Origin of the sequence: Bacillus sp. SH5-2, assembly GCF_008368905.1 — a bacterium.
GTDB lineage: Bacteria > Bacillota > Bacilli > Bacillales > Bacillaceae_G > Bacillus_A > Bacillus_A luti.
In genome coordinates this window covers 27022-52072 of record NZ_QOSD01000031.1, presented here as the reverse complement: position 1 = coordinate 52072, position 25051 = coordinate 27022, and the positions used below count along the sequence as shown (strand labels likewise).

17 protein-coding genes and 1 pseudogene are annotated in these 25051 nt (G+C 34.4%); 5 read left to right on the top strand and 13 right to left on the bottom strand.

Annotated elements, in window-relative coordinates:
- Window positions 1-156: 156 nt before the first annotated feature.
- From DN410_RS24480 to DN410_RS24465, 4 genes are all read right to left on the bottom strand, one after another.
- A complete protein-coding gene (locus tag DN410_RS24480) occupies window positions 157-1101 on the bottom strand; it encodes a response regulator (protein WP_000274081.1) in 945 nt (314 codons plus the stop codon).
- 4 nt (window positions 1102-1105) lie between these two features.
- Complete coding sequence (locus tag DN410_RS24475) at window positions 1106-2422, bottom strand: sensor histidine kinase (protein ID WP_149178391.1); 1317 nt, start codon at window positions 2420-2422, stop codon at window positions 1106-1108.
- Window positions 2423-2655: 233 nt separating this feature from the next.
- Window positions 2656-3636 carry a glutaminase GlsA gene (glsA, locus tag DN410_RS24470; protein ID WP_149178390.1) on the bottom strand — a complete coding sequence of 327 codons (981 nt, stop codon included), beginning with the start codon at window positions 3634-3636 and terminating at the stop codon, window positions 2656-2658.
- Window positions 3637-3760: 124 nt separating this feature from the next.
- Entirely contained in the window at window positions 3761-5185 is a 1425-nt protein-coding gene (locus DN410_RS24465; protein WP_087956765.1) for an alanine/glycine:cation symporter family protein, read from the bottom strand.
- Between the two features lie 1112 nt (window positions 5186-6297).
- On the opposite strand from DN410_RS24465, the gene DN410_RS24460 reads away from it, so the two are divergent.
- Window positions 6298-7449 (top strand): anion transporter, encoded by a 1152-nt coding sequence (locus DN410_RS24460; protein WP_149178389.1) that lies wholly within the window; start codon window positions 6298-6300, stop codon window positions 7447-7449.
- Between the two features lie 302 nt (window positions 7450-7751).
- Here the strand turns inward: DN410_RS24460 and DN410_RS24455 are convergent, their stop codons facing one another.
- From DN410_RS24455 to DN410_RS24440, 4 genes are all read right to left on the bottom strand, one after another.
- Window positions 7752-8909, bottom strand: a complete 1158-nt coding sequence (locus tag DN410_RS24455; RefSeq protein WP_149178388.1) for a serine hydrolase domain-containing protein — start codon at window positions 8907-8909, stop codon at window positions 7752-7754.
- Between the two features lie 508 nt (window positions 8910-9417).
- Entirely contained in the window at window positions 9418-10749 is a 1332-nt protein-coding gene (locus tag DN410_RS24450) for an erythromycin esterase family protein (protein ID WP_149178387.1), read from the bottom strand.
- Between the two features lie 435 nt (window positions 10750-11184).
- Entirely contained in the window at window positions 11185-12774 is a 1590-nt protein-coding gene (locus DN410_RS24445; RefSeq protein WP_149178386.1) for a bifunctional metallophosphatase/5'-nucleotidase, read from the bottom strand.
- Window positions 12775-13377: 603 nt separating this feature from the next.
- The gene (locus DN410_RS24440) at window positions 13378-14214 is read right to left on the bottom strand and encodes an alpha/beta fold hydrolase (protein WP_149178385.1); all 837 of its coding nucleotides are present in this window, start codon (window positions 14212-14214) and stop codon (window positions 13378-13380) included.
- 506 nt (window positions 14215-14720) lie between these two features.
- Here DN410_RS24440 and ycaC point away from each other — a divergent pair.
- The 4 genes from ycaC to DN410_RS24420 all read left to right on the top strand — a co-directional run bounded on the left by ycaC (window position 14721) and on the right by DN410_RS24420 (window position 18613).
- Window positions 14721-15365 (top strand): isochorismate family cysteine hydrolase YcaC, encoded by a 645-nt coding sequence (ycaC, locus tag DN410_RS24435; protein ID WP_000131213.1) that lies wholly within the window; start codon window positions 14721-14723, stop codon window positions 15363-15365.
- Window positions 15366-15529: 164 nt separating this feature from the next.
- The gene (locus DN410_RS24430) at window positions 15530-16174 is read left to right on the top strand and encodes a hydrolase (RefSeq protein WP_149178384.1); all 645 of its coding nucleotides are present in this window, start codon (window positions 15530-15532) and stop codon (window positions 16172-16174) included.
- On the top strand, window positions 16171-16764 hold the full coding sequence (locus DN410_RS24425; RefSeq protein WP_149178383.1) for an antibiotic biosynthesis monooxygenase: 594 nt from the start codon (window positions 16171-16173) through the stop codon (window positions 16762-16764). The genes DN410_RS24430 and DN410_RS24425 overlap by 4 nt, the downstream gene beginning before the upstream one ends.
- A 13-nt stretch (window positions 16765-16777) precedes the next feature.
- On the top strand, window positions 16778-18613 hold the full coding sequence (locus DN410_RS24420; protein ID WP_149178382.1) for an amidohydrolase: 1836 nt from the start codon (window positions 16778-16780) through the stop codon (window positions 18611-18613).
- A 470-nt stretch (window positions 18614-19083) separates the two neighbouring features.
- On the opposite strand, the gene DN410_RS24415 is transcribed toward DN410_RS24420, so the two are convergent.
- The 5 genes and pseudogenes from DN410_RS24415 to DN410_RS24390 form a co-directional block, all read right to left on the bottom strand.
- Window positions 19084-19962, bottom strand: coding sequence for a LysR family transcriptional regulator (locus DN410_RS24415; RefSeq protein WP_149178381.1), 879 nt, complete (start codon window positions 19960-19962; stop codon window positions 19084-19086).
- Between the two features lie 224 nt (window positions 19963-20186).
- Window positions 20187-20619 (bottom strand): annotated as a pseudogene (locus tag DN410_RS28585) (MarR family winged helix-turn-helix transcriptional regulator).
- Window positions 20620-21230: 611 nt separating this feature from the next.
- On the bottom strand, window positions 21231-22334 hold the full coding sequence (locus DN410_RS24400) for a Ger(x)C family spore germination protein (protein WP_149178380.1): 1104 nt from the start codon (window positions 22332-22334) through the stop codon (window positions 21231-21233).
- On the bottom strand, window positions 22331-23434 hold the full coding sequence (locus DN410_RS24395; RefSeq protein ID WP_149178379.1) for a GerAB/ArcD/ProY family transporter: 1104 nt from the start codon (window positions 23432-23434) through the stop codon (window positions 22331-22333). Before DN410_RS24395 ends, DN410_RS24400 begins: the two co-directional genes overlap by 4 nt.
- 4 nt (window positions 23435-23438) lie before the next feature.
- Window positions 23439-24986, bottom strand: a complete 1548-nt coding sequence (locus DN410_RS24390) for a spore germination protein (RefSeq protein ID WP_149178378.1) — start codon at window positions 24984-24986, stop codon at window positions 23439-23441.
- Window positions 24987-25051 lie beyond the last annotated feature (65 nt).

Below are 25051 nucleotides of genomic sequence, written 5' to 3'. Positions count from 1 at the left end.
AAGTTAATATACTTCTACCGAATCGATACGGAATTTTCTGATTTTAAAACCAATATGAAATAAAAGAAAATACTCTCTTAGAAAAACTATATAAAACAAATAACATTAAAACAATTATCAATCTATCAATTGAAAATAATAATTAGCAAGAGTTTATCATCTTAATTCCAAGTGTATTCGTTTTGCTTCAAAATAAAGAACTTGAATAAATTTTTTCGTATCAATACGAGCAGGTAATGTTGGTTCATTATTCAATTCTGTCATCTTTCTCCTTACGGTAGTAAAATCAAAAAATCTAGAAGCATAATTTTCGAACTTCGGGTTTAAAAAATCAGTAAGTCCAAGAGATGCTAAATGGTTTAATGATTGATAAATTGCTCTCCGAATCCGTTGTTTGGAAGCTTCTATGAACCTTTTTAATTCAGCATCTTCAACTGAATCCCCAAGTTTTTTTTGAGCCAAATTCATAAAAATCTCTTTTAGTGAGGGAAAACCTTGTTCCAACGTGTTATCTTGTTCATATTTATATAAATAATCTAGCATATCCATTAAATCTTTACTTCCACTTTCACTGGCTATTCCTAATTCAGACAAAAGAAAATGAATGGAATTTTGAAAATGATTAAAAGTATTTAAATGTTTTTCATTACGGTATTTTTCTTGCGCACTTGAATTACTATCCAATTTTAGTACCATATTAAGCGATTCTTGAATATTTTTTATCGATTTTTCCAAACGAATTCGTTCAATGACTTTCCGAACAACTGTTAATACTTCAATCCGGTTAATTGGCTTAATAATATAGTATTCAACGCCAAGCGAATAAGCTTCAGCAATTAATTCTTTTGATTCTACTTGAGAGACCATGATGATTTTCCCTTTAAACGAAGGTTTTATTTGACGAATTGTTTTTATTCCATCTTGAATCGGCATTAACAAATCGATAAATAAAATGTCTATATTTTTAAGGATTGGCATTTGTTGCTCTAAAGATAAACCATCCTCAGCTTCTCCAATAACCTCCCCAAGATCTTCATCCTCGATAATTTGAGCCAACATTGAGCGAACCGCTTTTTCATCATCTACTATATAAAAATACATAGAATCACCCTTTCGAAATTATATGATCAATCCCTAATCTAATTATAAAAATTGATCCTTTTCCTTCGGTTCTGTCCTCAAGCGTAACATCACCTTCAAGTTGTTCGACCATTTCTTTAACATACGATAATCCGATGCCTGTCGATGGATTACCTAAATCATCATATTTAGAAGTAAACCCAGGCTCAAAAATTGAATCTTTATATTTTGAAGAAATACCGGGACCATTATCGCCTATTTGAAATTCAACAAAATGGTGGTCTTTATTAATGTCAATTGTGATGGTTCCCATACCTTGGATAGCTTCTACAGCGTTTGTAACGATATTATTTATAATAGATAAGATTGTGTAAATATGATAATGAGGATGCACACCATCAATTTTATACACAAATTGAATGTCTTTCTCTAGTAACTGTGCATATTTCGTATTCGCCTGTATAATGATATTTACCAGTTCATGTACAGACATATAATCTGTAAAACTTTCATCAGAAATTAGTTTTGAAAGCCCCGCAAAAATACGTTGGTTATCCTTTTTAACGTCATGGACCTCACCAGCAATTTGTAATGCCTGTTGTCTTAAATCCTCAAACTGAAAATTCATCTGTTTGTACTCAAAAGAGTCTAAGGTTTTATATAAATCATAGGATTTTTTTGTTATATTCTCAGCATCTTGTAATGTTTTTTTTAAATGAACAGCATCTTCATATAAATTAGAGATGAGCATAAGCATATGTTCATTTTGTTTCTTTATGTGTCTCTCCCTTGATTGCGCTTCATACAATTTCATCATATTGAAAAAGCTTAGAACTATAAAACTATGGGAACATGCGATAACAATGATCTCATTTATTGCCTCGGATGTGATCGATGTTTTTAATACGAAATATTGAATCATTAATTCCACACAGTCTGACAATATTTCAATAATGCAACCAATAAAACCAATTATTAGTGGTTGATGATGAAAACGTTTGATTTTTGCTAAATGAAAGAGATACGAATACGTAAAATAAAAGAAAAAACTAGGATAGTGAGTATGAAAAGCGGCTAGCCAATCCATATTTCCCTTTATAATGACATCCATTGAGATACGAAATACTACAACGACTATCGCTGTTAAAAAACCTGGTAAAAATGCTGGGACTCTTCGAAACAATAACAAAAAAAAGAAAAAGGTTGGTGCACCAAAGCTCATTCTAAATGTTTCATTTAAAGGAAATGACTTTATTTCACCTACTAAGGGTACTGTAAGTATCATTAAAACGAGAATATAGATGTCTTTTTTTACTAAATTACTAAGATTCAAAATAATCACTTCTCACTTTCGCCTAACAGTCAGTATACAAACCTATTTGCATTAATACAACACTTACTCTATTTTTTTCAAAAACTGATAAATAAGATATAAACGAAAGCATTATAGATTGTGAGTATTCATTACACTCTTCTACTTTAGAAAGATACTTTATAACTCAAAAATGTTCAGACACAATATAAGGTCTGAACACTTTTGGACTCGCTCTAACACCAAAATATCTGTGCTCCTTTTTAAAATATACTTAAATCCCATTCTTTTGCAATATGTTCTAACAACATAATTCCTGGTAAACTATTCCCATATTCATCAATGGCTGGTCCGTAAATACCAATACCACATCCATCTTGGAACGGTAAATCCTTCCTAGGCTTTGAGGGAACAAGTGTCATAATTCCGCCGGACACCCCACTTTTAGCTGGTAATCCAATGAAAGCAGCAAATTTTCCAGAAGCGTTGTACATTCCACAAGTAAGCATTAAAGCTTTTGTTAACCTAGCTACTTCTTTAGGGAGCACTTGTTCTTTGCGAATAGGATGATATCCATCATGTGCTAGTATAAGCCCTATTAAGGCAATATCTTCTGTATTTATTTCAATCGAACATTGTTTTAGGTAAACCTCTAGTGTCTCCTCCACATCTGATTCTAGAAAACCATTCTCCTTTAAATAGTATGCTAAAGCTCTATTACGATGAGCCGTTTCCCATTCTGATTGAAATACTATTTCATTAATAGCAGGACGCTTCTCTATCATTTTTTCAATTAATACATATAGAGATTCTAATTTTTCTTGCACCGATGTCCCTGGCAAAAGTGAAGCTATCGTAATCGCTCCAGCATTAATCATAGGATTAAAAGGTTTTCCTGGTTTATGTATCTCTAAACGAATAATTGAATTGAAGGCATCTCCAGTTGGCTCTACGTCAACTCGTTCTAATACATAAGAAATACCACGACTTAAACAAGCGGCTATAAAACCAATTACTTTTGATATACTTTGTAATGTGAAAGGTACCTCCCAATCTCCTGACTTTATCATTGTTCCATCTGGCTTTACTATACAAATACCTAACTGCGATACATTTATTTCCCCCAGAGCGGGAATATAACTGGCGCTTCGTCCCTTAGCTGCATACGTTCGATAATGAGCTACCCATTGATCTAAGCAAACTTTTTCTTGACCCTCAACTTGAACGCTAGAATCCTTTATCATTTAACAATATTCCCCCGTACTATTAACTTTATATAGAATAATTTTTTCTTTACTATCATCAATAATATTTGCATTAGAACCAAGAAAGATATTCAGACATATTGCAGTCTGAATATCTTTCTTATTACACACTTTTCTTTTTTGAAGTTTTCTCATAACTATCCCAACATTCAATATTTTCAAGCCCTTTAATATTTTCTTTATAAAAAATAGGATCTTTACCAGCTTTTTTCTGGTTTATATAATCTTGTAACGCCGCAAATGCTACTTTTGAAAGTAAGGTAATAGCAATTAAATTAATAATAACCATAAAGCCCATAAATAAGTCCGCTAAATCCCATACAATTTGAACCTTTGCAACAGAACCAAATACAATCATAGCCAACACACTTATTCTGTATATCATTAACCACACTTTACTTGTATGTAAGAATCGAATGTTTGTTTCACCATAATAATAGTTGCCAATTAACGCACCAAATCCAAATAAAAAAACAAAGATAGCAAGACAACCCGATGCCCAAGAACCGATGTGTTCACTTAATGCTGCTTGTGTAAGTGCAATACCATTTAACCCCGGTTGTTTATATGCATCAGAAAGCAAAATAATAAAGGCAGTGCTAGTACAAATAATCAGTGTATCCGTTAATACACCAAATGCTTGAATCAGTCCTTGTTTCACCGGATGACTTGTTGTTGCTGTTGCGGCAACGTTTGGTGCACTTCCCATACCAGCTTCATTTGAAAATAAACCACGTTTAACTCCATTCATAAGTGCTGCACCAATTGAACCTCCTGCTATTTGTTTAAAACCAAATGCGTTTTGAACAATAAGAGAAAGAACTTCCGGCATTTTTGATATGTTGGTAATTACAACAAATAATGCAACTCCAATGTATAATACCGCTAAAAATACCACTTTGTATTCAGCCATTTTTGCAATACGTTGTACACCACCAAAGATAATCGCAGCGAAAGCAATGGCCATGATTATCCCGACTGTTAGACGATCTGTACCAAATGAGTTTTGAAAAGCAATTGTAACTGTATTTGATTGTACTGAATTGAATACAAGACCAAAAGTAATTGTGATTAAAATAGAGAATAATACTCCCATCCAACGTTTATTCAACCCTTTTTCCATATAATAGGATGGACCACCGCGGAAGCCAGTTTTATCTTTTACTTTATATATCTGTGCTAATGTGCTTTCAACAAAACTGGATGCCGAGCTAATAATAGAAATAATCCACATCCAAAATACAGCTCCAGGACCTCCTAATGCAATCGCAATCGCAATTCCTGTAATATTCCCTGTTCCAACGCGAGCTGCCATACCAATACAAAACGCTTGAAAAGGAGAGATTTGATCTTTAGAACCACTTTTCCCCTCCATTAATACACGGACCATCTCTTTTAACATTCGAAACTGTACAAAATTTAATTTAAATGTAAAATAAATTCCGCAAATAACAAGCATAATAATTAACAATTTAGACCATAAAAAATCATTCGTTGATCCGACTAAATCTACAAAAAACTTTTCCATATTATCACTCCATACCAAAATTTATATTTCATAATCTATATAAAATCACCTATATTTCCTGGCATAAATACCTCATTCATATTCAAATACAACAAGGATAAAAATTTTCTATATTAATAGGATTGGCCTGTTTAAGCAAACATCACAACATGTAACCGTAAAACTGGAATTTTGAAGAACTTAACGTTTATACACACGGTGCTCTATCCCCTTCTGTAAAACTAATATTCTTATCCACTAATGTTGTTGTACTATTATGTTTGTTTCGTTTACCGGTGATCTACATTTAAATCATAATAATCAATAGTGATTAATTGGTTTTTGGTTAAATTTCTCAAGAACATGGAAATATCTCCTTTCTCACTACTAATCTCAAAAATAGGCTAGGTAAAAAATTCACAGAAAAACTATGAAGCGCTTTCAATCTTCAACTAAGAGAACCTTGTCTTTAATTTATAATTAAAAGTACAGAATGTTACGAAAAAGTACAGATTTTTATAAAAACAAAAAATATTTTAAGGTTTTTTCATCTAAAAAACACTGAGATTTTGTGAATTTTATACAGTATCCAAATGTCGCGGATTCCGTTCTACCTAACCTTTGACAAGCCTCTTTTTTCTTCATAAAGTGAAACTTTAATCAGTGGGGGTTTTGTTCATCCCCCACTGATTATCAGCCCTCACCAATCGGACTTTTACGGACAGTTGATCCCCCACCTAACTTCTTTGCTTCCGCTGAATTTTGAGGTGGGGGTCTTACTGCCCGTTAAAGCGGGATAAAAACATGCATACTTTTTCTCTTTTAGAACTTCATATAAAGTATTTGAAATCAAGAATCGATAGGATATTATAAGAATATTTCAAAAATAAAACATTTAATTTATTTATGGTATCATACAAAAAACATTTGTTTTCTCAATTAATCCCCCTAGTTGGATTCGTCTATATTGCACATATTTACAACATTAAAGACACTAAGCAAAAAAGGATTCTGTTGAATGGATGAAACATTACAAATCTCTTATTTAGGACCTTATAACATCCTCTTTTCTAGCAATATTGTGTTATCCAAAAAAATGTATATTTACTAACATAGATTACAGGTGGTGTATTGTGAAAGAAATCGTATTCGTTCAAAATAAAAAAAGACTCCTTATGAAATTCGAATTTTTAAAAAAGGATTTAGTACTTACCATTTCACTGATACTAGCAATTGTAAGCTGCTTAATACATTCGCCAAAGATCGAATATATTAACTTTGAAGTGTTGATTAGCTTATTTAATCTAATGGTGGCCATTAAGGCCTTTGAACAGCTAAAGATATTAGACAAACTTGCCGTTGCTATTTTAAATAAATGCAATAACAGCAGGTCAATATCTATTATTCTAATTTTGTTATGCTTTATTTGCTCCATGTTTGTAACAAATGATGTTGCTCTCCTCACTTTTGTACCAATAACACTTGTCATTAGTAAAAAAACACAAATGAACATGATGGATACAATCATCCTGCAGACAATTGCGGCAAACATCGGCAGTAGCTTGATGCCTATGGGAAACCCACAAAATTTATACCTATATTCTTACTATGGAATTAAGCTCATCCCATTTTTAGGTTCAATCCTGCTTTTAGCTGTACTTGGAATTAGTTTGTTATTTATATTTACTCAAAAACTTCAAAAAACAGATTTGAAAATAGAACTACCTGTTATTACCGTGAAGAATCGAAAAAAAGCTACCATCTGGATTTTGATACTTATCACTATCATTGCATCTATTTTTGGTGTCATTAATTATTACATTGCGCTAATAGTAACATTGATGGCAGCATTTACTTTAGATAGAAACTTACTATTTAAGATCGATTACTTTCTTCTACTAACTTTTGTCTGTTTTTTTATTTTTATCGGAAACATTTCCCATTCCGATGCGCTGGAGACATTTGCTCGCGCTAATTTAAGAGGAGATACTTCAGTCTTCTTTAGTTCCATATTTTTGAGTCAATTGATTAGCAATTTTCCTACTTCAATTCTTCTATCAAACTTTACTTCTGATTGGAAAGCTTTATTACTAGGAGTAAATATTGGAGGGCTTGGAACAATTATCGCATCTTTAGCCAGTGTAATCTCCTATAAACTATTCATTCAGGCCAATGGTAAAGAGAGTAAGGCGTATTTAATTAAATTTAGCATTTACAACTTTTCATTTTTAATCATACTTACATGTATACACTACTTTATCTTTAAATTTCTAAAAAGTTTTTAAAAAATTGATTACTTTAGAAAAACCCAAATATCTCAGCATTAAATTGAGAAATTTGGGTTTTAATATAGGTATGTTTAAAGAAATACAACAAAAATACTATATATATAATAATCACTCATTATATGTGTTGCTCTTTTAATCGGCCAATGTATAAACCACTCCTTTTACTTAACCATCTCTCATGATTGGTTTGATTGTTTCTAGATACTTAATCCCCCTTTATACTCATTTCAAGCGGTAATCCATTCCGATTGAAATTACAAATGACAAAATTTATCCGTTTTTCCGTTTTTCCTTTTTGCCTACTTGCTAAATTCAGCAAGTAAAATGTTTTTAAAAAATTCCGGATTATTAATGTTTAAACTGTTCGAATTGATAGCAATTGTACGTTTGCCTCCAAGTGTTCCACCAGCAAAAGTGGAAAACCCTGGAACGGCACCCCTGTGTCCCCATACCGAGACACCGTTCGGAAGCTTAATTTCAAGGATTCCAAGACCATATCCAGTTCCCTCTCTTTCTGTAGGAACTGTAGTAAGCATTTGTTTTAGTTGCTGTTCCTTCAGTAATTTGCCACTGAGTAAGTAAGAGAAGAATTTGTTTAAGTCGTCAGCAGTGGAAATCATATCTCCATCCGAGCTACCTGGGTTAATATAAGTAACGTCTTTTAGCTCACTTGCTCCGTCTAGTTGCAAATAGCCACGGGCATGCTTGGTGCCTGGAATCACGCTTGAATTACCAGGTAAGAATGTATTTGACAAATCAAGCGGTTCAATAATCCGATTTTCAACCTCTTCCGCATAGCTGTTTCCTGTTACTTTTTCAATAAGGATCCCCAGTATTACGTATCCTGTGTTTGAATAAGACCAACCCTTCCCTGGAGCAAAGTTTGGAGGAAGAGAAATCCCCATCTTTACAAATTCTTCAGCCGTATACGATTTTTTTATATCCGTAATATCAAAGTCCTTTGAATTTATATAGTCAGCAATACCACTTGTATGATTCAATATTTGCCGGATTGTAATCTGGTTACCATCATATCCGTTTCCTTGAATGACACCAGGCAACCATTTTTCAATGGAGTCATCTAGATTCAAACGGTTCTCTCCAGATAATTGAAGTAGAACTGTTGCAATGAACGTTTTCGTCACACTGCCAATGCGAAAGCGAAAATCTGCTTTCATTGGTTTCTTAGTTCTCAGATCCGCTATCCCAGCGGTATAACTCCAAGTTTTACCACCCTTAGAAATTTGAGCGAGTATTCCCGGGTATCCAAGTTGCAGTTCATCTCGCATTGCTTTCTTAACGGAAGTACGATCGCTTTGCGTACTTGTTTGTAACGAACTAGATACATTTTGCGCGGGTTCTGCTTTTACAATTGAGGCTGGTGTTATGTATAACAGGGAACTTCCAGCTATTAAAAGTGCTAGACTTGCACATGTAATTTTACTGCGTGTTTTCATAAAGCATTCCTCTCTTCTATTAAAATTGTATAGATAGTTGATAGCAGTGTCATATACGAACCACACAGCTATCAATTCTCCCAATGATGAAAAGGCAACAATGCATTTGCAATCATTGTACTCATTATTTTCACAAAACACTCTTGTTACTGATTGTTTGTTTTATATGTAGGCCGTACTTACTCCCCCTTTCACGCCTCCTTATATTTTTATCCTATACAATGAAAATCTCTTTTTTCTTACCTATTCCTTACAAATTCCTTACATTCAAAATCGTTTCTATAATGACAGGATTGAAGTAGCATCTGTGCCCGAAAGCACAAAAAAACACCGATTTTTGTCGCTCCGGTGTTTTTTTACACTTTAAATATTGAAGATTCATTTTACTATTAACAGGTTACATTGCTAATTTTTTTCTAATGTGATTATTTTTCTTGCTATATAACAAAATTTCATAGTGCTATATGAAACACTTATCCCGTTGTCATTAAGGCACATTATTCTAAATTTATTGATGTAGTTGAGATGGACTCACTTTTTGAATTTGAACAAGTATATCAAACGTTTTACCTAATGATATATCAACAGTTTTTGGTATATGAGGCCCTTCGGTAGTTATTCCAGCGAAAATTGGATGTTGTTCGTTTAACCAAGTTTTTGTCACACCGTTCACCTTACGTAAATCAATAAAATATTGATCTTTTTTGACCTGTCCAAAAATGTAGTTATAACTGTTTGGATCATCCGATTTTAATATTCCATATGGGCCAAATTCACCATCGCTATTATTGACATTGTATTGTCCTTCATAAACTGATGTTCCAATAGTTACGTACCGTTTCCCATAATATTCTGCCAAATGCTGCCCAGCTACTTTAGGGTATATAAAAGGAAGCATATTTGTTTTCGAAACGTGTCCATTATGTCCCCATACAATGGTTTTTCCTAAATGTTCTTCAGTCCACTTCGCATTTTCATACATTGCAATATCATGTTTCAAATAAAAATCCGATGGTTTATCAGGAGGTGACGCTAACATTGTAGTAAACTGTTCAATAATACGAGCATTTTGTTTTATCCATGCGAACTCTTTAGATTTTCCATTTGAATAGCTTTTATTTTCCTCTAATAAAGCACTAATTTGTTTAGCATCTAAAACATACTTTTCTTTTTCTTCTTTCGTAAGGCTTTCAAAAGTATTCATATCCTTTGTTACAGAAATAAGACCTTTTATCTTCTCTTCTACTCTAGGCAACAGGTTTGAATTGTTCGCTTTAATATATTCTATTATATTATTATAAACATTTTCGTTTACTGATTGAATGTCCATCCCGATGATACGTACTTTAGATTTATGTTTTGGATTAGCATTATATTGCCGAATCCAATCAAGTAAATCTAACATTTCTTTCGTTTTAAATACAGGTGATAGATGTTGGCTTGGGTTTCCCTTACCAGTAAGAACATATCGATCAAGTTCCAAGGCCCTGTCCCATCCCTCTTCTAAAACTAGATTGGTAAAGCCCTTTTCAGATACTAAATAATTAACAATACGGTGTTTCATCGTAAAAACTTCATGAGCCCCATGCGTAGCTTCACCTAAACCTACAATTGAAGCTGAACCTACCATATTCTTAAGTGGTTTCAAATCATTAAGAGATGCAGTTGGATTAGTTGTTTTTAAAGGCTTTGCATGTGCTTCTAACCATTTCGCTATTTGATTTGTATTGTAGGGAGCTGTAACAGAAACCTCTGTTTTCGAATCTGCATAAGTATTTCCTACAAAATGAGTCATTGTTATAGCAGAAGCAACAATTGCAATAATTATTTTCTTTTTCATAAAAAACCTCCTAAAATATTTACTTATAGCTTTTTGACATACTCTGCCAACTTCCGTTTAAAACATTCATTTTCTTATTACTGTTAAGATACATTTATTCTAGTTCCTAAAACTCACTTATTTCTTAATAGGTTCTTAAGAAATTCTTAATTCCCTTATACGAATATAAAACTAAATAAGCTTCAATTCATTGTAGTGTAGTTAATATCGGGCTAATATGAAGTTCCAAATTTTGATTATTTGCAATGTATTCTCTTCATCATAGGGTTCGTTTAGGAGGTATTTTTGTTTACTTCATTTTTTTCTGCACTCTGCATCTAGATGGTATATCCATTGGCCACGGTAAGGCTCTATTTCAAATCAAAAAAAAGATTACCTGCACACTAAAAAGTATAGCGCACAGGTAATCTATTTTTTTTTGAGATTAATAAAAACCTAATTTGTTTTTTGAATTCTTCCATCAATAACAGACTGAATTGGTTCTTTTGATTTTTTTATATAATCTACTAATGCTTCAAAATCAGTTGGTCCTGTTTCAGCATCTTTACCGTTTTTAAAGGATACAAATCCGTCTCCACCTGAAGCTAGAAATGCGTTAGCAACGACGCTGTAAGTTTTAGAAGGAATAATTTCTTCTCCATTTGTTAGGCGAATACTTGTTACTTTTTCTCCATTAGGTTTGTTTGCATCCCAAGTGTATTGGATCCCTGAAATTTGAAGCATTCTTGTTATGTCTTTTTGCCATTGTTGATTTAAAATATCACCAATGTCTTGACCTGTTAAATTTACTTTTATTAATTGATTTCCGAATGGTTGAATACCATATATCTCTCCCCATGTAATATCACCAGCATCTAAGTCATTACGAATACCACCAGGATTCATAAGTGCAATTTGGGATTGCATTGTTGCACGCTGAGCATCAGCAACTAAATTTCCGAGAGTAGATTCACCAGCTGTATTTAGTTTGCGATCTAGTGGAGCAATAGACTTACCTACAACTTCATTGACAAGAGGTGCGATTTTTGCTTGATATTTCTCCATCTTCCTCTTTATTTTTTTATCAGGCTCCATGCCTTCATGGTAAGTTGTAACAATTTCTGCTTTTTTCTCAACAATATCTTGTGTTTTACGATCAATCTTTACATCAACATCAGCAAAAGCCATACCATAAGAATTTGCTTGTACGACAAGTTTATTATTGACAGTTCCATTTACATAGGTGTGGCTATGCCCACCAAAAATAACATCGACTTCTGGATCAGTCTCATTTGCTAATCGGACGATATCACCATTTGTTACGCCGTTCCCATCTGTTGTACCTCCGTTATGCGCAAGAACAACGATAGATTTAACGCCTAGTTTTTTTAATTGCTTTACGGATTTGTTAATAGCTTCAACTTCATCTGTAATTTCTACATTCTTTAGCATAGTAGGCATAACAAGGTTAGGAACATCCGTTGTTACGACTCCGATAAATCCAACAGGAACTCCTTGTACCTTTTTTATAGTGAATGGTGGTAAAAATAAACGACTGGTGGATTTATTATAGAAATTTGCGGCAACATATGGGAATTTTGCTCCTTTAAAATTCCCTGTTTTCTCATGGTATCCACCATAAATAAGGCGGTTCATTTCCTCAACACCTTCATCAAATTCATGATTTCCTATAGTTCCAACATCGAATTTCAAATCATTTAGAAATTCAATCGTAGGTTCGTCTTGTAATAATGCTGAAACAGGAGTACTTGCTCCAACAACATCACCAGCATGTACTTTTAATGTATTTGGAGTTTGTTTTTCACGATCACGTAAATAAGCCCCTAAGTACTCGATTCCCCCTGCATCTTTATTGTTAATTTTTTTTACAGTGTCTAGTTGCCCATGAAAATCGTTAATACCGAGCATTTGTACATCTATGTAGCGGTTTGGTTCTGTACTTGCTTGGGCTGAAGGCATAGCAAATACACTAGTAAAAGTAACTGTACCTAATGCTAAAGCAACTGGAATGATTTTTTTCAACATAAAATTTCTCTCCCCTAATTAAAATCTTACATAATACAATGTTATTTTAATATATTAAGAGGATTATTTCTATAAAAATTCTACTAATTATAAAAATTAATAAGATTTTATCATTTCCCAACAAAACACTCCTTCTTCAAAAATTTGAAGATGTAAAACGACAATTTTAAGAGGAAGATGATTATTTGTAGGCTGTAGTCTACAATTTTGGATTAGGATATAAAGGCCCCCTCTAAACTTAAGAAACTTCACTACACAAACAAGAAAATGTACATTTCTTTGTTTTGAGGATTATTCAAAATATTATCTTGATAGTAATATAACAATACTTCTAAGAGACTAAAAAACTCTAATCAATACATGTTAGCTGTTAAGAAGAATATTCAATCCGAAACTAATGGAGATTTATAAACCTAACTCAATATCACCATTTAAAAATGAATAAAAATTTCGTTATGGAAGATTTCGATTCTTTAAATTGATTACAGTGGTGCACTACGCCGCATTTAAAAAGATGCTCCTGGATTTATCCAAGAGCATCTTTTATAAAGCTTTATTTTTTACTTGTTTATAATTTTTCAGTTAACAATTACATAGTTGTAATCAGTTCTTTAAAAATAATAGGAGTGCTTCATTAAATTCTTTAGCATGCGTTGCATTTAGCCCATGTGGACCACCCTTTATTAATGCTACTTTAGAATTAGGAATTGCTTCATGTGTTAATTTCCCACTATATTCATATGGTACAGTTGCATCTGAATCACCATGAATAACAAGGGTAGGTATATTAACCTTGGCTAAATCGCCTCTGAAGTCTGTTTTGCTGAAAGCAGCGATACAATCTAGTGTTCCTTTAGGTGATGCACCCGCAGCGATATCCCTATTGTAAAGTCGAAATGGTTCACTAACTAAGTCAGTTCGATCTCCAGCAGCAAAAAATCCTTTCGTAAACTCATCAAGGAATGCTAGGCGATCACTTTTTACTCCATTTTCAAATTCTTGAATTGCTACATCATCTAATACACCCTCAGGATGATCTGCTGACTTGTAAAGGAATGGTGGTACAGCTCCTGCAAATACAGCCTTCTCTACTCTATTGGTTCCATATTTCCCAATATACCGGGCTACCTCGCCTCCACCCATAGAAAAACCAACAAGTGTGACATTTTGAAGCTCTAACTGTTCTAATAGTTGATGTAAATCAGAAGTAAAGGTATCATATTCATACCCTTCCCACGGCTGAGATGATTTTCCAAAACCTCGACGATCATATGTTATAACTCTGTATCCAGCCTCAACAAGAGCGGGAACTTGGTATTCCCAAGATCGACCACTTAATGGCCAACCATGAATTAGTACAACTGGTTTTCCTACACCATAATCCTCATAATATATCTCAATTGGTGCTTGATTTTCGGTTCCTACAGTAATTTTCGCCATTCTCCTACCTCCTTTAATATATATCCTTTTCTTCAATAATCCGGATGAATCTCATAACCTATTTATACACATTTATATTGTGAACTCTATGCCTGAAACTCTACTGTTCCGATGAATTCATTTTCTGTTTATGGACAATTCCCCATCTCCTACCTTTTTCATCACGAAGTATTTGCTGAAAATTCCTCCTATTCAATTCTAATAACAAAAATAGGTGACTATCAATATCGTTCTATCTATAGAATGTATAGGTAAAATCAATCTATTTTATAGTGAAAACAACTATAGTTACGACCTATACAAATTATAGATAATTTAGAATTGATTAACCCATTCGTTTTCAAATACTATAAATTTGTATAGCGCTTCATGTTCCGTGAATGCTGCTATAACTCATATTAACGGTCAGTTTCGTTACAAACTAATCGTAACAAACGAAGAAATTTGGGGTAATATTCCACTGTTTAAACTTTTTTCGATTACTTAATTTTTAGGAGGAATACATAATGACTGATCTCTATTCTCGTATTAACAAAGATGATGCTGTTGTGCTTTTAGTAGATCATCAAACTGGTCTTATGTCCGGACTAGTACGTGACTATGGTGTTGATGAATTCAAGAACAATGTTTTAGCTCTTGCTCATACTGCTAAGTTTTTTGATTTACCAGTTATTTTAACAACAAGTTTTGAAAACGGGCCTAACGGACCTTTAATGCAAGAATTGGTTGATCTCTTTCCTCATGCACCAAAAATAGCTCGACCTGGACAAATTAACGCATGGGATAATGATGATTTTGTAAAAGCAATCGAAGAAACTGGAAAAAAGCAACTTATCATCGCGGGCGTAGTTACGGACGTTTGTGTTGCTTTCCCTGCACTTTCCGCTATAAAAGCTGGATATGAAGTATTTGCTGTTACTGATGCTTCAGGAACTTTCAGTAAACAAGTTGCAGATGCTGCCAATACGCGTATGGCACATAGTGGTGTGCAACTTATGAACTGGTTTAGCGTAGCTTGTGAATTACAACGCGATTGGCGCAACGATGTCGAAGGTTTTGGCAATTTGCTTGCTAGCAATCTTCCAGGCTATCAAAATATAATTGGAAGCTATATGGGCGCGCAGCGAGATCTTAGTAAACAAAATGCATAAATGTATCTCAAGGAAATAGCTTTAAATCACCTTTTTTAAAGTAGATAGTATAAATTTAGTGCTGATTAAATCAGCACTAAATTTAAATTAAAAAGTATAGCAGAGCTTCAATTGAAAGAAGATACATTACTTTCAATAAACAATTAAAAAAGGAGCGTTTTATTATGAGTAATTTAGAATTGTTAAATCCGGAGAACAGTGCCTTAATTTTGATTGATTTTCAACCTCAAATGACTTTTGGAGTTGCAAGTATTGATAGACAAACATTGATTAATAACGTTATGTTGCTTGCTAAATCAGCAAAAACTTTTAACGTACCTACTATTCTTACTACAGTTGAGACACGCAGCTTTTCTGGTTATTTTTGGCCACAAATTCTTGACATATTCCCAAACCATGAAATTATAGAACGCAGTTCAATGAACTCTTGGGAAGATCAAAAATTTGTTGAAGCGGTTAAAGCAACCGGTAGAAAGAAATTAATATTTGCAGCACTTTGGACTGAAGTTTGCCTTGCATTCCCTGTGCTTGAAGCAATTAAAGCTGGCTATGAAGTGTATGCAGTTGACGATGCTTCAGGTGGTACTAGTTTGACGGCACATAACGCTGCTATGCGCCGTGTAGAACAAGCTGGTGCAATTCCAGTGACAGCAATTCAAGTTTTACTTGAATACCAACGTGACTGGGCACACAAAGACACTTATGATGCTGTAATGGAGATTGTAAAGGAACACACTGGTGCTTATGGCCAAGGTGTAGAATACGCATATACTATGGTGCATGGCGCGCTTCCAAGCAGGAAACTATGAAACAAGAAGGAGTAGCTGTCGAAGAGACTTATACAGGGAACACGATGGATACTGCTGATCCAGTAACAACGATTGTTACATGGGAAATTCAACAAGGGAAAGAAAAACAGTTTGAAACATGGAGACATGAAATCGAAGCTGCCGCTACTAAATTCCCAGGGCATTTAGGCGTAAACCTAATAGTCCCCAATAACGAATCCAGAGAGTATACTGTTATTTTTCGCTTTGATACGTATGAGCATCTACGTGCTTGGCAAGAATCAGATGTTCGCCGAGATTTGTTAAAAACGGCAGAACAATTTCAAGTTACTAATCCAACTTACAAAACTGAAAGCAGTTTGGCTTATTGGTTTGTTACTCCGAAAACACCAGTTCCACCGCCAAAATGGAAAATGTCTATCGTTACCCTTCTGGGGGTATGGCCTCTTAGCATGTTAGTTCCTAAATTGATAGGACCTATTATAAAACATATGAATCCTATTATGTCGGCTTTTTTTGTTTCTGTATGTATAGTGTCCTTGCTATCATGGGTAGTTATGCCTATTTTCGGTAAATTATTTCATCCATGGTTACAAAATAATAGGAAGTAGACGAGGTGTGAATATGAATGTACCGGATATGATCTTATATAATGGAAAAATTACTACCCTTGATCCCTCTCAACCTGAGGTATCTGCTATCGCCATAACTGATGGTTTAATAACTGCATTAGGTGGAGATGAGCTTCTTAATAGTGCTACAGAAAAAACAAAAAAAATAGACCTTAAAAGAAAAAGAGCTATTCCAGGCCTGAATGACTCTCATATACACGTTATTCGTGGCGGTCTTCATTATAATATGGAATTACGCTGGGAAGGTGTGCCTTCAATTGCCATTGCTCTTGAAATGCTCAAAGAACAGGCAAGGCATACACCTGCTCCTCAGTGGGTAAGAGTAGTTGGAGGTTGGTCTGAATTTCAATTTAAAGAGAGACGGATGCCAACTTTGGAAGAGATTAATGCTGTTTCTGAAGACACACCTGTCTTTGTCCTACATCTTTATGATAGAGCACTTGTAAATCGTGCAGGGCTGCGTGCACTGGGATACACAAGAGATACCCCAGACCCTCCAGGTTGTTTAATTGAGCGGGATAAACGAGGTAATCCAACGGGCCTTTTAATTGCCAATCCTAACGCTTCTATTCTTTATTCAAGTTTGGGTAAAGCTCCAATACTTAATTTTGACGACCAGATTAACTCAACTCGCCATTTTATGCGCGAATTAAATCGATTAGGTATTACAAGTGCCATTGACGCAGGTGGCGGTTTCCAAAATTATCCTGACGACTACAAAGTTGTTGAATATTTAGCCGAGAAGGAACAATTAACTTTGCGTATTGCTTATAATCTATTTACGCAAAATCCTAATCATGAATATGAAGACTTTGCTTCATGGGCAAAAATTGTTTCTCCAGGTCAAGGAAATGATAAGTATAAAATGAATGGTGCCGGAGAAATGTTAGTATTCTCGGCAGCCGATTTTGAAAAATTTCAAATGCCACGGCCCGAACTAGCTACGATGATGGAAGCTGACTTAAAGAAAGTGATTTCTCTATTGGTAGAAAACCGTTGGCCATTCCGTTTACATGCAACTTATGACGAGTCAATTACACGATTCTTAAATGTATTTGAGGAAGTCAACAAAGAAATTCCTTTTAATGGTCTACGATGGTGGTTTGACCATGCAGAAACAATCTCAGATCGTAGTATGGAACGTGTTAAGGCTTTAAATGGCGGTATTGCCATTCAAGACCGTATGGCTTTTCAAGGTGAATACTTTGTTGATTTATACGGAAAGGAAGCTGCAAAGCGTACTCCCCCGATTTACCGTATGTTAGACCTAGGTATACCTGTTGGCGCTGGTAGTGATGCAACTAGGGTTTCCAGCTATAACCCTTGGGTTGCTCTATACTGGATGGTTGCCGGAAAAACCATTGGTGGGCTTTCGATATACGATGAAAAAAATAAACTTGATAGAAAAGTAGCCCTGGAATTATATTCAAAAGGAAGTGCGTGGTTCTCTGGTGATGAAGGTAAAAAGGGAACCCTTGCAGTAGGTCAGTTTGCTGATATTGCTGTATTGTCTGCTGACTACTTTACTGTGCCAGAAGAAGAAATCAAGAACCTTGAATCATTACTCACCATTATGGGTGGGCAGGTTGTTTATGGAAATGATGAATTTAAAAATTTATCACCTGAATTGCCGCCAGCATTACCTGATTGGTCACCGACGGGAGTTTATGGTTATGGTGGTGCTAATCTAGCCCACACTATACTTTCTCACGATGCCCATGATCACAAGTTACATAGTTGCAGTAACCCTCTCCATCAACACACTCATACCGTAATAGGAAAAGATGGAACTAAATGGGGTATTGGTTGTACTTGCTTTGCTTTCTAAGTCAAAACCACCAGTATAATGCCGGTGGTTTTCTTTATACAATAAGGATATGTAGAAAGAAATAGCAGTATATCCCTAATGGAATCTATTACTATGCGATAAGACCGAAGAAATTATTGATTAACTTGACTTGTTTTTAACAGCCTTCTCTCCTTGCAAAGTCTGCCCTTTTTCCCTTAAGTAAAAGTCCATGATATTCCCTTTTGAAGCGACAACACCACACATATAAAGTGAAACTTTAATCAGTGGGGGTTTTGTTCATCCCCCACTAATTATTAGTTGAACCAATCGGACTTTAACGGACAGTTGATCCCCCACCTAACTTCTTTGCTTCCACTGAATTTTGAGGTGGGGGTCTTACTGCCCGTTAAAGCGGGATAAATCTATTTGCCCTTTGACTGTAATTTAGGTCTTATCCTAAGAATTATGTATCATTTTTAATTCTCACACTATAATCATTATTATTTCTATTATACTAATACTTTTTCAGGTTCATTTAACTTCTGCATAAAGATACGTGCTGCAAAACTTAAAAATTTATCACCAAAGTGAATAAGATTAATATCTTGCCTTGGTGTCGGATCAATAATACGAACTATGCTCAAGGTATCATTATTAACAAAGTCAACCAGCGAAAGAGGTATTATGGCAACCCCATGTCCATTATATACAAGGCTCAATAGAGAAATAGAAGATTTTGTTTCTATATTTGCTTCAGATAAAGATAACCCTAAACTCTCACAATATAGTTTAATAGATTCACGACAACTACATGAAACCATTATTCTACTCAGTCCTACTAATTCTCGAAAAGAAACAAATGATGTTTCATTCAAAGGATGATTTTTTGGAATGACAAGGACAAGCTCTTCACTATACAAAAGGGTGCTTGTTAATGTGTCTGGAATTTGAGCACTACGTGTAATCCCTATATCAATATTTTTGTCAACGATTTGATTTATAGCAACTTCGGACTCTATAATTTTTACAACGATGTTGGGATAATGTTGTTGAAACTTCATAATATAAGGTGTTAAATAAGTGAGATCCTCTAATAGACCTCCTATAGTAATCACACCTCTTTTTACACCCTTTAATTCAAAAATTTCATTATAAACGTCATCAAATTGTTGCATGATAAATTTTCCTTTATCAAATAGCAGCTTACCCGCTTCTGTCATTTTGATACCTCTTCCAACTCGATGAAACAAGGGTGTATCAAGTTCACCTTCTAACACACGGATTTGTTGGCTTAAAGTCGGCTGTGAAATACCTAGAACTTCCGCAGCTTTAGTAAAACTATTATTATTACAAACTTGAATAAAATACTCTAAATGACGTAATTCCATTCTTGATACCCACTCCCACTCTCCGCTTTATGAAAGATTTATAATGAAAAGGACGATATGTATACGTTAACATAACAACTTTATTTCCTACTATAATAATTGGAATTATACGATTTATTCATTTTGTATTATAATACATTTACTACCACTTATTAATTTTTCCTCCTATTTATTTAATTTATATTTAATTAGGATATTACTAAACAGAAATAACCTCTAAAAACTTACAATTTCTGTGCGTAATATCCTAACTTTATCAACTGTTTAATTATCATTTTTTCTCAATATAGTCCAAACTACCAAATATTTGCTGAATCCCCTCTTTATGCTGAGGAAAAATTAGTATCACCAATTCAATACCTTCTGAAGTAATTGATGGATACGTGACACGGCGGTCTTTAGGACATGGTTTTCACCTCTTCTTTTCCGACCTATCCACTACATCCGTGATACTACTACTTGCAAGAAAGATTTTGTACCCAATTTTTTTATAGGCTGATCGGCTTTACTGTATAGTAACTCAAGCACTGCAAATTCAGTTGGATTAAGTCCATAAATTTTTGTATCCTTTTCAATACGTTTAGTGATTGACTGTATTTCCCTTGATAATATAACAAATAACTTTAAAGATAAGCTCTCATCGCTAATCACGCTCATAATTCCCAATCCTTTACAACTTATCTTGAATTCGAGATTCATTATATTATCGTCAAAATATTATGTCAATCATTCATTTTAGCTTTATCAAGCCACTTATAATTTATTTCTCAACATAAGACATATGGAATTAGAAGACAACAATTGTTAATATATAAGTATCTCAATTACGTTATTTCTTTTAAAGAGAGCTTGTTTTTAATCGCAAGTTCTCTTTTGCCATATTCTAAATTGGATCCGGACAAATTTCAGATGATGAGTCTGCCCCCCATGTATATGATATAGTTTTTAAACAAAGATTAGAGCTCTCCTACAAGAAGGAGAGCTCTAACCTTTCATATAAATATTCACCATTTTTATCATTGCGGGGACATCAAAACTTTAACTTGATGGGGATATGGTACTACCCCATCGCCATCAACTTAAGAATTCAGAATTACCCCAAGACGAAAAAATGAGCGTTTTTGTTACAAGTTAACACAAAATTTCGTTCTGGGGGTACTATAAAATTTAAGGTTCATAGCGATGTGACGGTACTCCTATTAAAGGCATTTCTCCTTCTAAAGTAGACAGTACTTGCAATCTTAGTACGAATCACAGTTGAATTCATATTACTTAATCGTACCCATTCCGGCAATTTTAATCTTAACCTTGACGTTTACATCGCCTTTTGCTAATTCGTTACCCCAATTATTTTGTGTTTTTTTCCATTCCGCATATGTGTATGTTCTTGCATATCCTCCAAGCCCAATAGGATCAATTTTGGCGGTTTGTATTTTTTGTATTAATTGCTTGAAATCAGCTTCCAACTTGGTTTCAATTGCCTTTTGTAATTTTGCTGCGTCCTTTCTAGTGTTAAACGAAAAAAGTCGTTCTGTAATACCGATTCTCATCTTTACATCTACATTAAATATAAAACGATCATCATATCTTGCCTTTGTCTTTACTTTAATACCATAGGCAGTAAAACTTATCAAATCTTTATCTTGACTATCTGAATTTAGCTTAATTGGAACTGTAAATGGTAACTCCCCTGCAGTTCCTTGTTGCAAAATGCGTAAAAGCTTGTTTTCATCATGTTTTAGCGTTAATTTATATTTTCCTTTTTCATCCAACAAAGCTGTACCTGTCACCCATATTTTATTCTTTTTTTTCACTTCAGTAATATTTGCTGTTAGCCCTTTGTCTGCTCTTTGTTCATATAATTCTTGAAGTGTTGTTTTCACCGTGATATTTCTTAAAAAAGCGGTATCAACTAGTTTTGTTAAATATATAGGAAGTCGCGGTTTATCTTTTGGACTATAGAAGATGACGTCTGAAACAGGTCCATCTACAGCGACAACCCTTGCGGTAACTGTATTTTTGGGATCACGGTAAAATGGATCAAGGTAAATTTCCCAGTTTTTTTGTTTCAGTAGCCTTTTTCCAACTAAAATAACCTGTGTTTTACTTCCGGCGGTAAGCGCCATAACCGTAGCATCAAATTGGTCTCTAGCTTTTCGAACCGTAGCAGATTTCACACCAGTAGTTTCTTCTTTTATTTTTGCTTCTTTATTGAAAACAGGGCTTGATATATACACTAATAAATTATCATTAGGATCTAAATCGATACCAAGAATAAGAGTAAGAGAAACATCTTCAACATTTCTTTGATCGAAGCATCCAGTCATCAAGAACACCAATAACAAAATACAACATAGTACTTTTCTTTTCAATGTATCCTCCCCTGGCGAAACTTCTCATATAGACAGCAATACAGCCATAAAATAATAGGTGATATATAGGTTAATCCTAATCCAGCATTCGATAATATCTGTTGCCAAATTTCGGATTCATTCCAACTAGGATGAGTCCAAAATGTGAATCCGATAATAAGCAATAAAAGAACAACTACATGAGAGCTGTGATCTTGTTTTCCAAGTAATTGGCTTGAACAAAATACAGAACAGTATAGGGCAGGAATCCATGATGTGGAAACGATGGTTAAGTAAACAGCCAATAAAATCATGTCAAAACGTTCTAAAAAACGAAATTCAATTACTTTCAGTAAATTTAGTACCGGTTGATTATATTGTGTAATACTATCAGGACTAAAATAGGCAAAGCAAACAATAGTAGCAAATAAATAAAATAACATCGTTAAGGTGTTTGCTATAACCATTCCATGGACTGCATACTGTTTTTTTTGTAAAAACGGATATAAAAAGAAAGCAATATCAAACCCTAAATAAGCAAAAACGGTGCTTGGTACGGCCTTTAATATAGGTATCCATCCTTCTTTTAAGAGCGGAAATAAGGTCATCCAACTTCCGTCTCCTTTAAGAGGGATCAAAAAAAATATCGGAATCCAAAGTGCCATATAAAAAAAAAGTTCTGAGTATCGCCCTAGAATGCTAGGACCGTTACGTGCAACAAAATAGGTAGGAATCGAAAACAAAAAGATAACGATATAGTCAGGCGTTTTCGGGAGAAGCCATCCCTTAAGGTAAAGCATAGCGTTTATAAGAACGATACAAGAATAAAAAGCGAAGTACATCATGTAAATAACAACGAATGCTTTCCCTACTATTTTTCCAAACAATCGTATAAGAATATCGTAAATCGTGTCCTCAGGATATCTTGCAGCTATTTTCACTATAAACACACCTGATATTGTGGAGAATATCCAACCAATCAATATAGCTATCCATCCATCTGTTCCAGCCTTTTCTGCAAGCACACGTGGAAGCGATAAAACGCCAGTTCCCACCTGCACTCCATTGATTAAAATAATATACTGCATAAGAGTGATTTCATTATAGGCATACTTTTTCATAATTTCACCTTTTATTACGATTCTTTCCTTGTCGAATAGATTGAGTGGTTCCATTCCCCTTAGGACGCCTTCTTATTGTCCATAAAGGGAAGCGTACAAAAACATCTTTCATATCTGCAAAACGAAATGGTGCTAATGGTGTTCCGTAAGAAGTACCTAGCGATTTAAGACTACTTAGATGCCCAATTAAAGTCATCCACCCGATAACAAGTCCTACAATTCCAAATAAGGCAGCTGCTAGCATCATTGGAAAACGTAAAAGTCTTACTGCCGCTCCCATATCATAGTTAGGGATAACAAAAGAAGAGATAGCGGTAACTGCGACAACAATAATCATAATATTGCTTACAATTCCCGCCTGAACAGCCGCCTGGCCAATGACAATACCCCCTACAATTCCAACTGTCTGACCAATCGGAGTAGGTATCCGTAAAGCCCCTTCTCTCATCGTTTCCAATGTTATTTCCATAAGTAATGCTTCCATAACTGGAGAAAAGGGTACGCGCGTTCTTGATTCAGCAATAGATAAATATAGCTCTACAGGAATAACTTCAAAATTAAAGGAAATAAACGCAACATAACTCGCCGGCAGAAATAAAGCAACCATAAAGGCGATAAAACGAAGAACCCGAATAGACGAAGCAACTAACCACCTTGTACCGTAATCATCGACTCCTTGAAAAAAGGAAATAAAATTTGTTGGAGTAATTAACACATTAGGTGAATGATCCATTACAGTTACAAATCTGCCCTGTAAAATGTGAGATACAGCCAAATCAGGTCTTTCAGTTAATATAAATTGCGGAAACGGTGAGTAAGGGTGATCTTCAATGAATTCTATAAGTTCGCCATTACTAGCCACAGCGTCGACTGTAATATTTTGAATTCGTGTTTCTAATTCCTTCAGCACATCTTCAGAAGCTACATCTTTCAAATATAAAATAGAAATTTTGGTTTTGCTCCGTACACCAACTACTATTTCTTTTATCGCTAATTCACGATGAGGAATATATCTTCGAATCATTGCGATATTTTGACTTCCAGTTTCTATGAATGCTTGGTGTGCGCCTTTTAGAGCTATTTCGTTATGTGCGTCTTCAACACTTCTTTGTGGCCATCCTTTTGTATCCAATTGATGTGCTGTTGTTCGACTGTGAATTAATAAAATACTATCTCCCTCAAAAATAGCATTTTCAATCTGACTCAATGTATTAATAATCTTAATTTGACCTAATGGAATTGGAAGTTCTGTATTGGTATCAAAATCACTATTCATCAAAGGACTTAGAACATGATTTTGAATCAGTTCTTTATCTGTTAATCCAGACAAATATACTAAAGCTGCTTCTAATCCATCTACTGTTACTTGAAACCGCCGAATTACTAAATCAGGCGCTTGACGAAATATATTCTGAATATCAACTATGTTTTTGGTTAAATCAGCGTCTAAGAGGGCGTCTTCAGTATTTTTTTCCTGAAAATGAGTATTGTCTAGTATTGGAAATGACTTAGGATTATCTCTATATTTTAAACGCCTCAAAAATTTAGCCATGATTCTCTCACTTTCTATGTACTTTTTATAGTATGTTTAGTATGCATATATTAAGGGAAAATATC

What these genes read in the sequence shown, in the direction of transcription:
- DN410_RS24465 (WP_087956765.1), bottom strand. Translation starts at nt 5,185, where the DNA reads ATGGAAAAGTTTTTTGTAGATTTAGTCGGATCAACGAATGATTTTTTA.
- DN410_RS24415 (WP_149178381.1), bottom strand. Translation starts at nt 19,962, where the DNA reads ATGGAATTACGTCATTTAGAGTATTTTATTCAAGTTTGTAATAATAAT.
- glsA (WP_149178390.1), bottom strand. Translation starts at nt 3,636, where the DNA reads ATGATAAAGGATTCTAGCGTTCAAGTTGAGGGTCAAGAAAAAGTTTGC.
- DN410_RS24430 (WP_149178384.1), top strand. Translation starts at nt 15,530, where the DNA reads ATGAGTAATTTAGAATTGTTAAATCCGGAGAACAGTGCCTTAATTTTG.
- DN410_RS24450 (WP_149178387.1), bottom strand. Translation starts at nt 10,749, where the DNA reads ATGAAAAAGAAAATAATTATTGCAATTGTTGCTTCTGCTATAACAATG.
- ycaC (WP_000131213.1), top strand. Translation starts at nt 14,721, where the DNA reads ATGACTGATCTCTATTCTCGTATTAACAAAGATGATGCTGTTGTGCTT.
- DN410_RS24390 (WP_149178378.1), bottom strand. Translation starts at nt 24,986, where the DNA reads ATGGCTAAATTTTTGAGGCGTTTAAAATATAGAGATAATCCTAAGTCA.
- DN410_RS24425 (WP_149178383.1), top strand. Translation starts at nt 16,171, where the DNA reads ATGAAACAAGAAGGAGTAGCTGTCGAAGAGACTTATACAGGGAACACG.
- DN410_RS24440 (WP_149178385.1), bottom strand. Translation starts at nt 14,214, where the DNA reads ATGGCGAAAATTACTGTAGGAACCGAAAATCAAGCACCAATTGAGATA.
- DN410_RS24455 (WP_149178388.1), bottom strand. Translation starts at nt 8,909, where the DNA reads ATGAAAACACGCAGTAAAATTACATGTGCAAGTCTAGCACTTTTAATA.
- DN410_RS24420 (WP_149178382.1), top strand. Translation starts at nt 16,778, where the DNA reads ATGAATGTACCGGATATGATCTTATATAATGGAAAAATTACTACCCTT.
- DN410_RS24395 (WP_149178379.1), bottom strand. Translation starts at nt 23,434, where the DNA reads ATGAAAAAGTATGCCTATAATGAAATCACTCTTATGCAGTATATTATT.
- DN410_RS24445 (WP_149178386.1), bottom strand. Translation starts at nt 12,774, where the DNA reads ATGTTGAAAAAAATCATTCCAGTTGCTTTAGCATTAGGTACAGTTACT.
- DN410_RS24480 (WP_000274081.1), bottom strand. Translation starts at nt 1,101, where the DNA reads ATGTATTTTTATATAGTAGATGATGAAAAAGCGGTTCGCTCAATGTTG.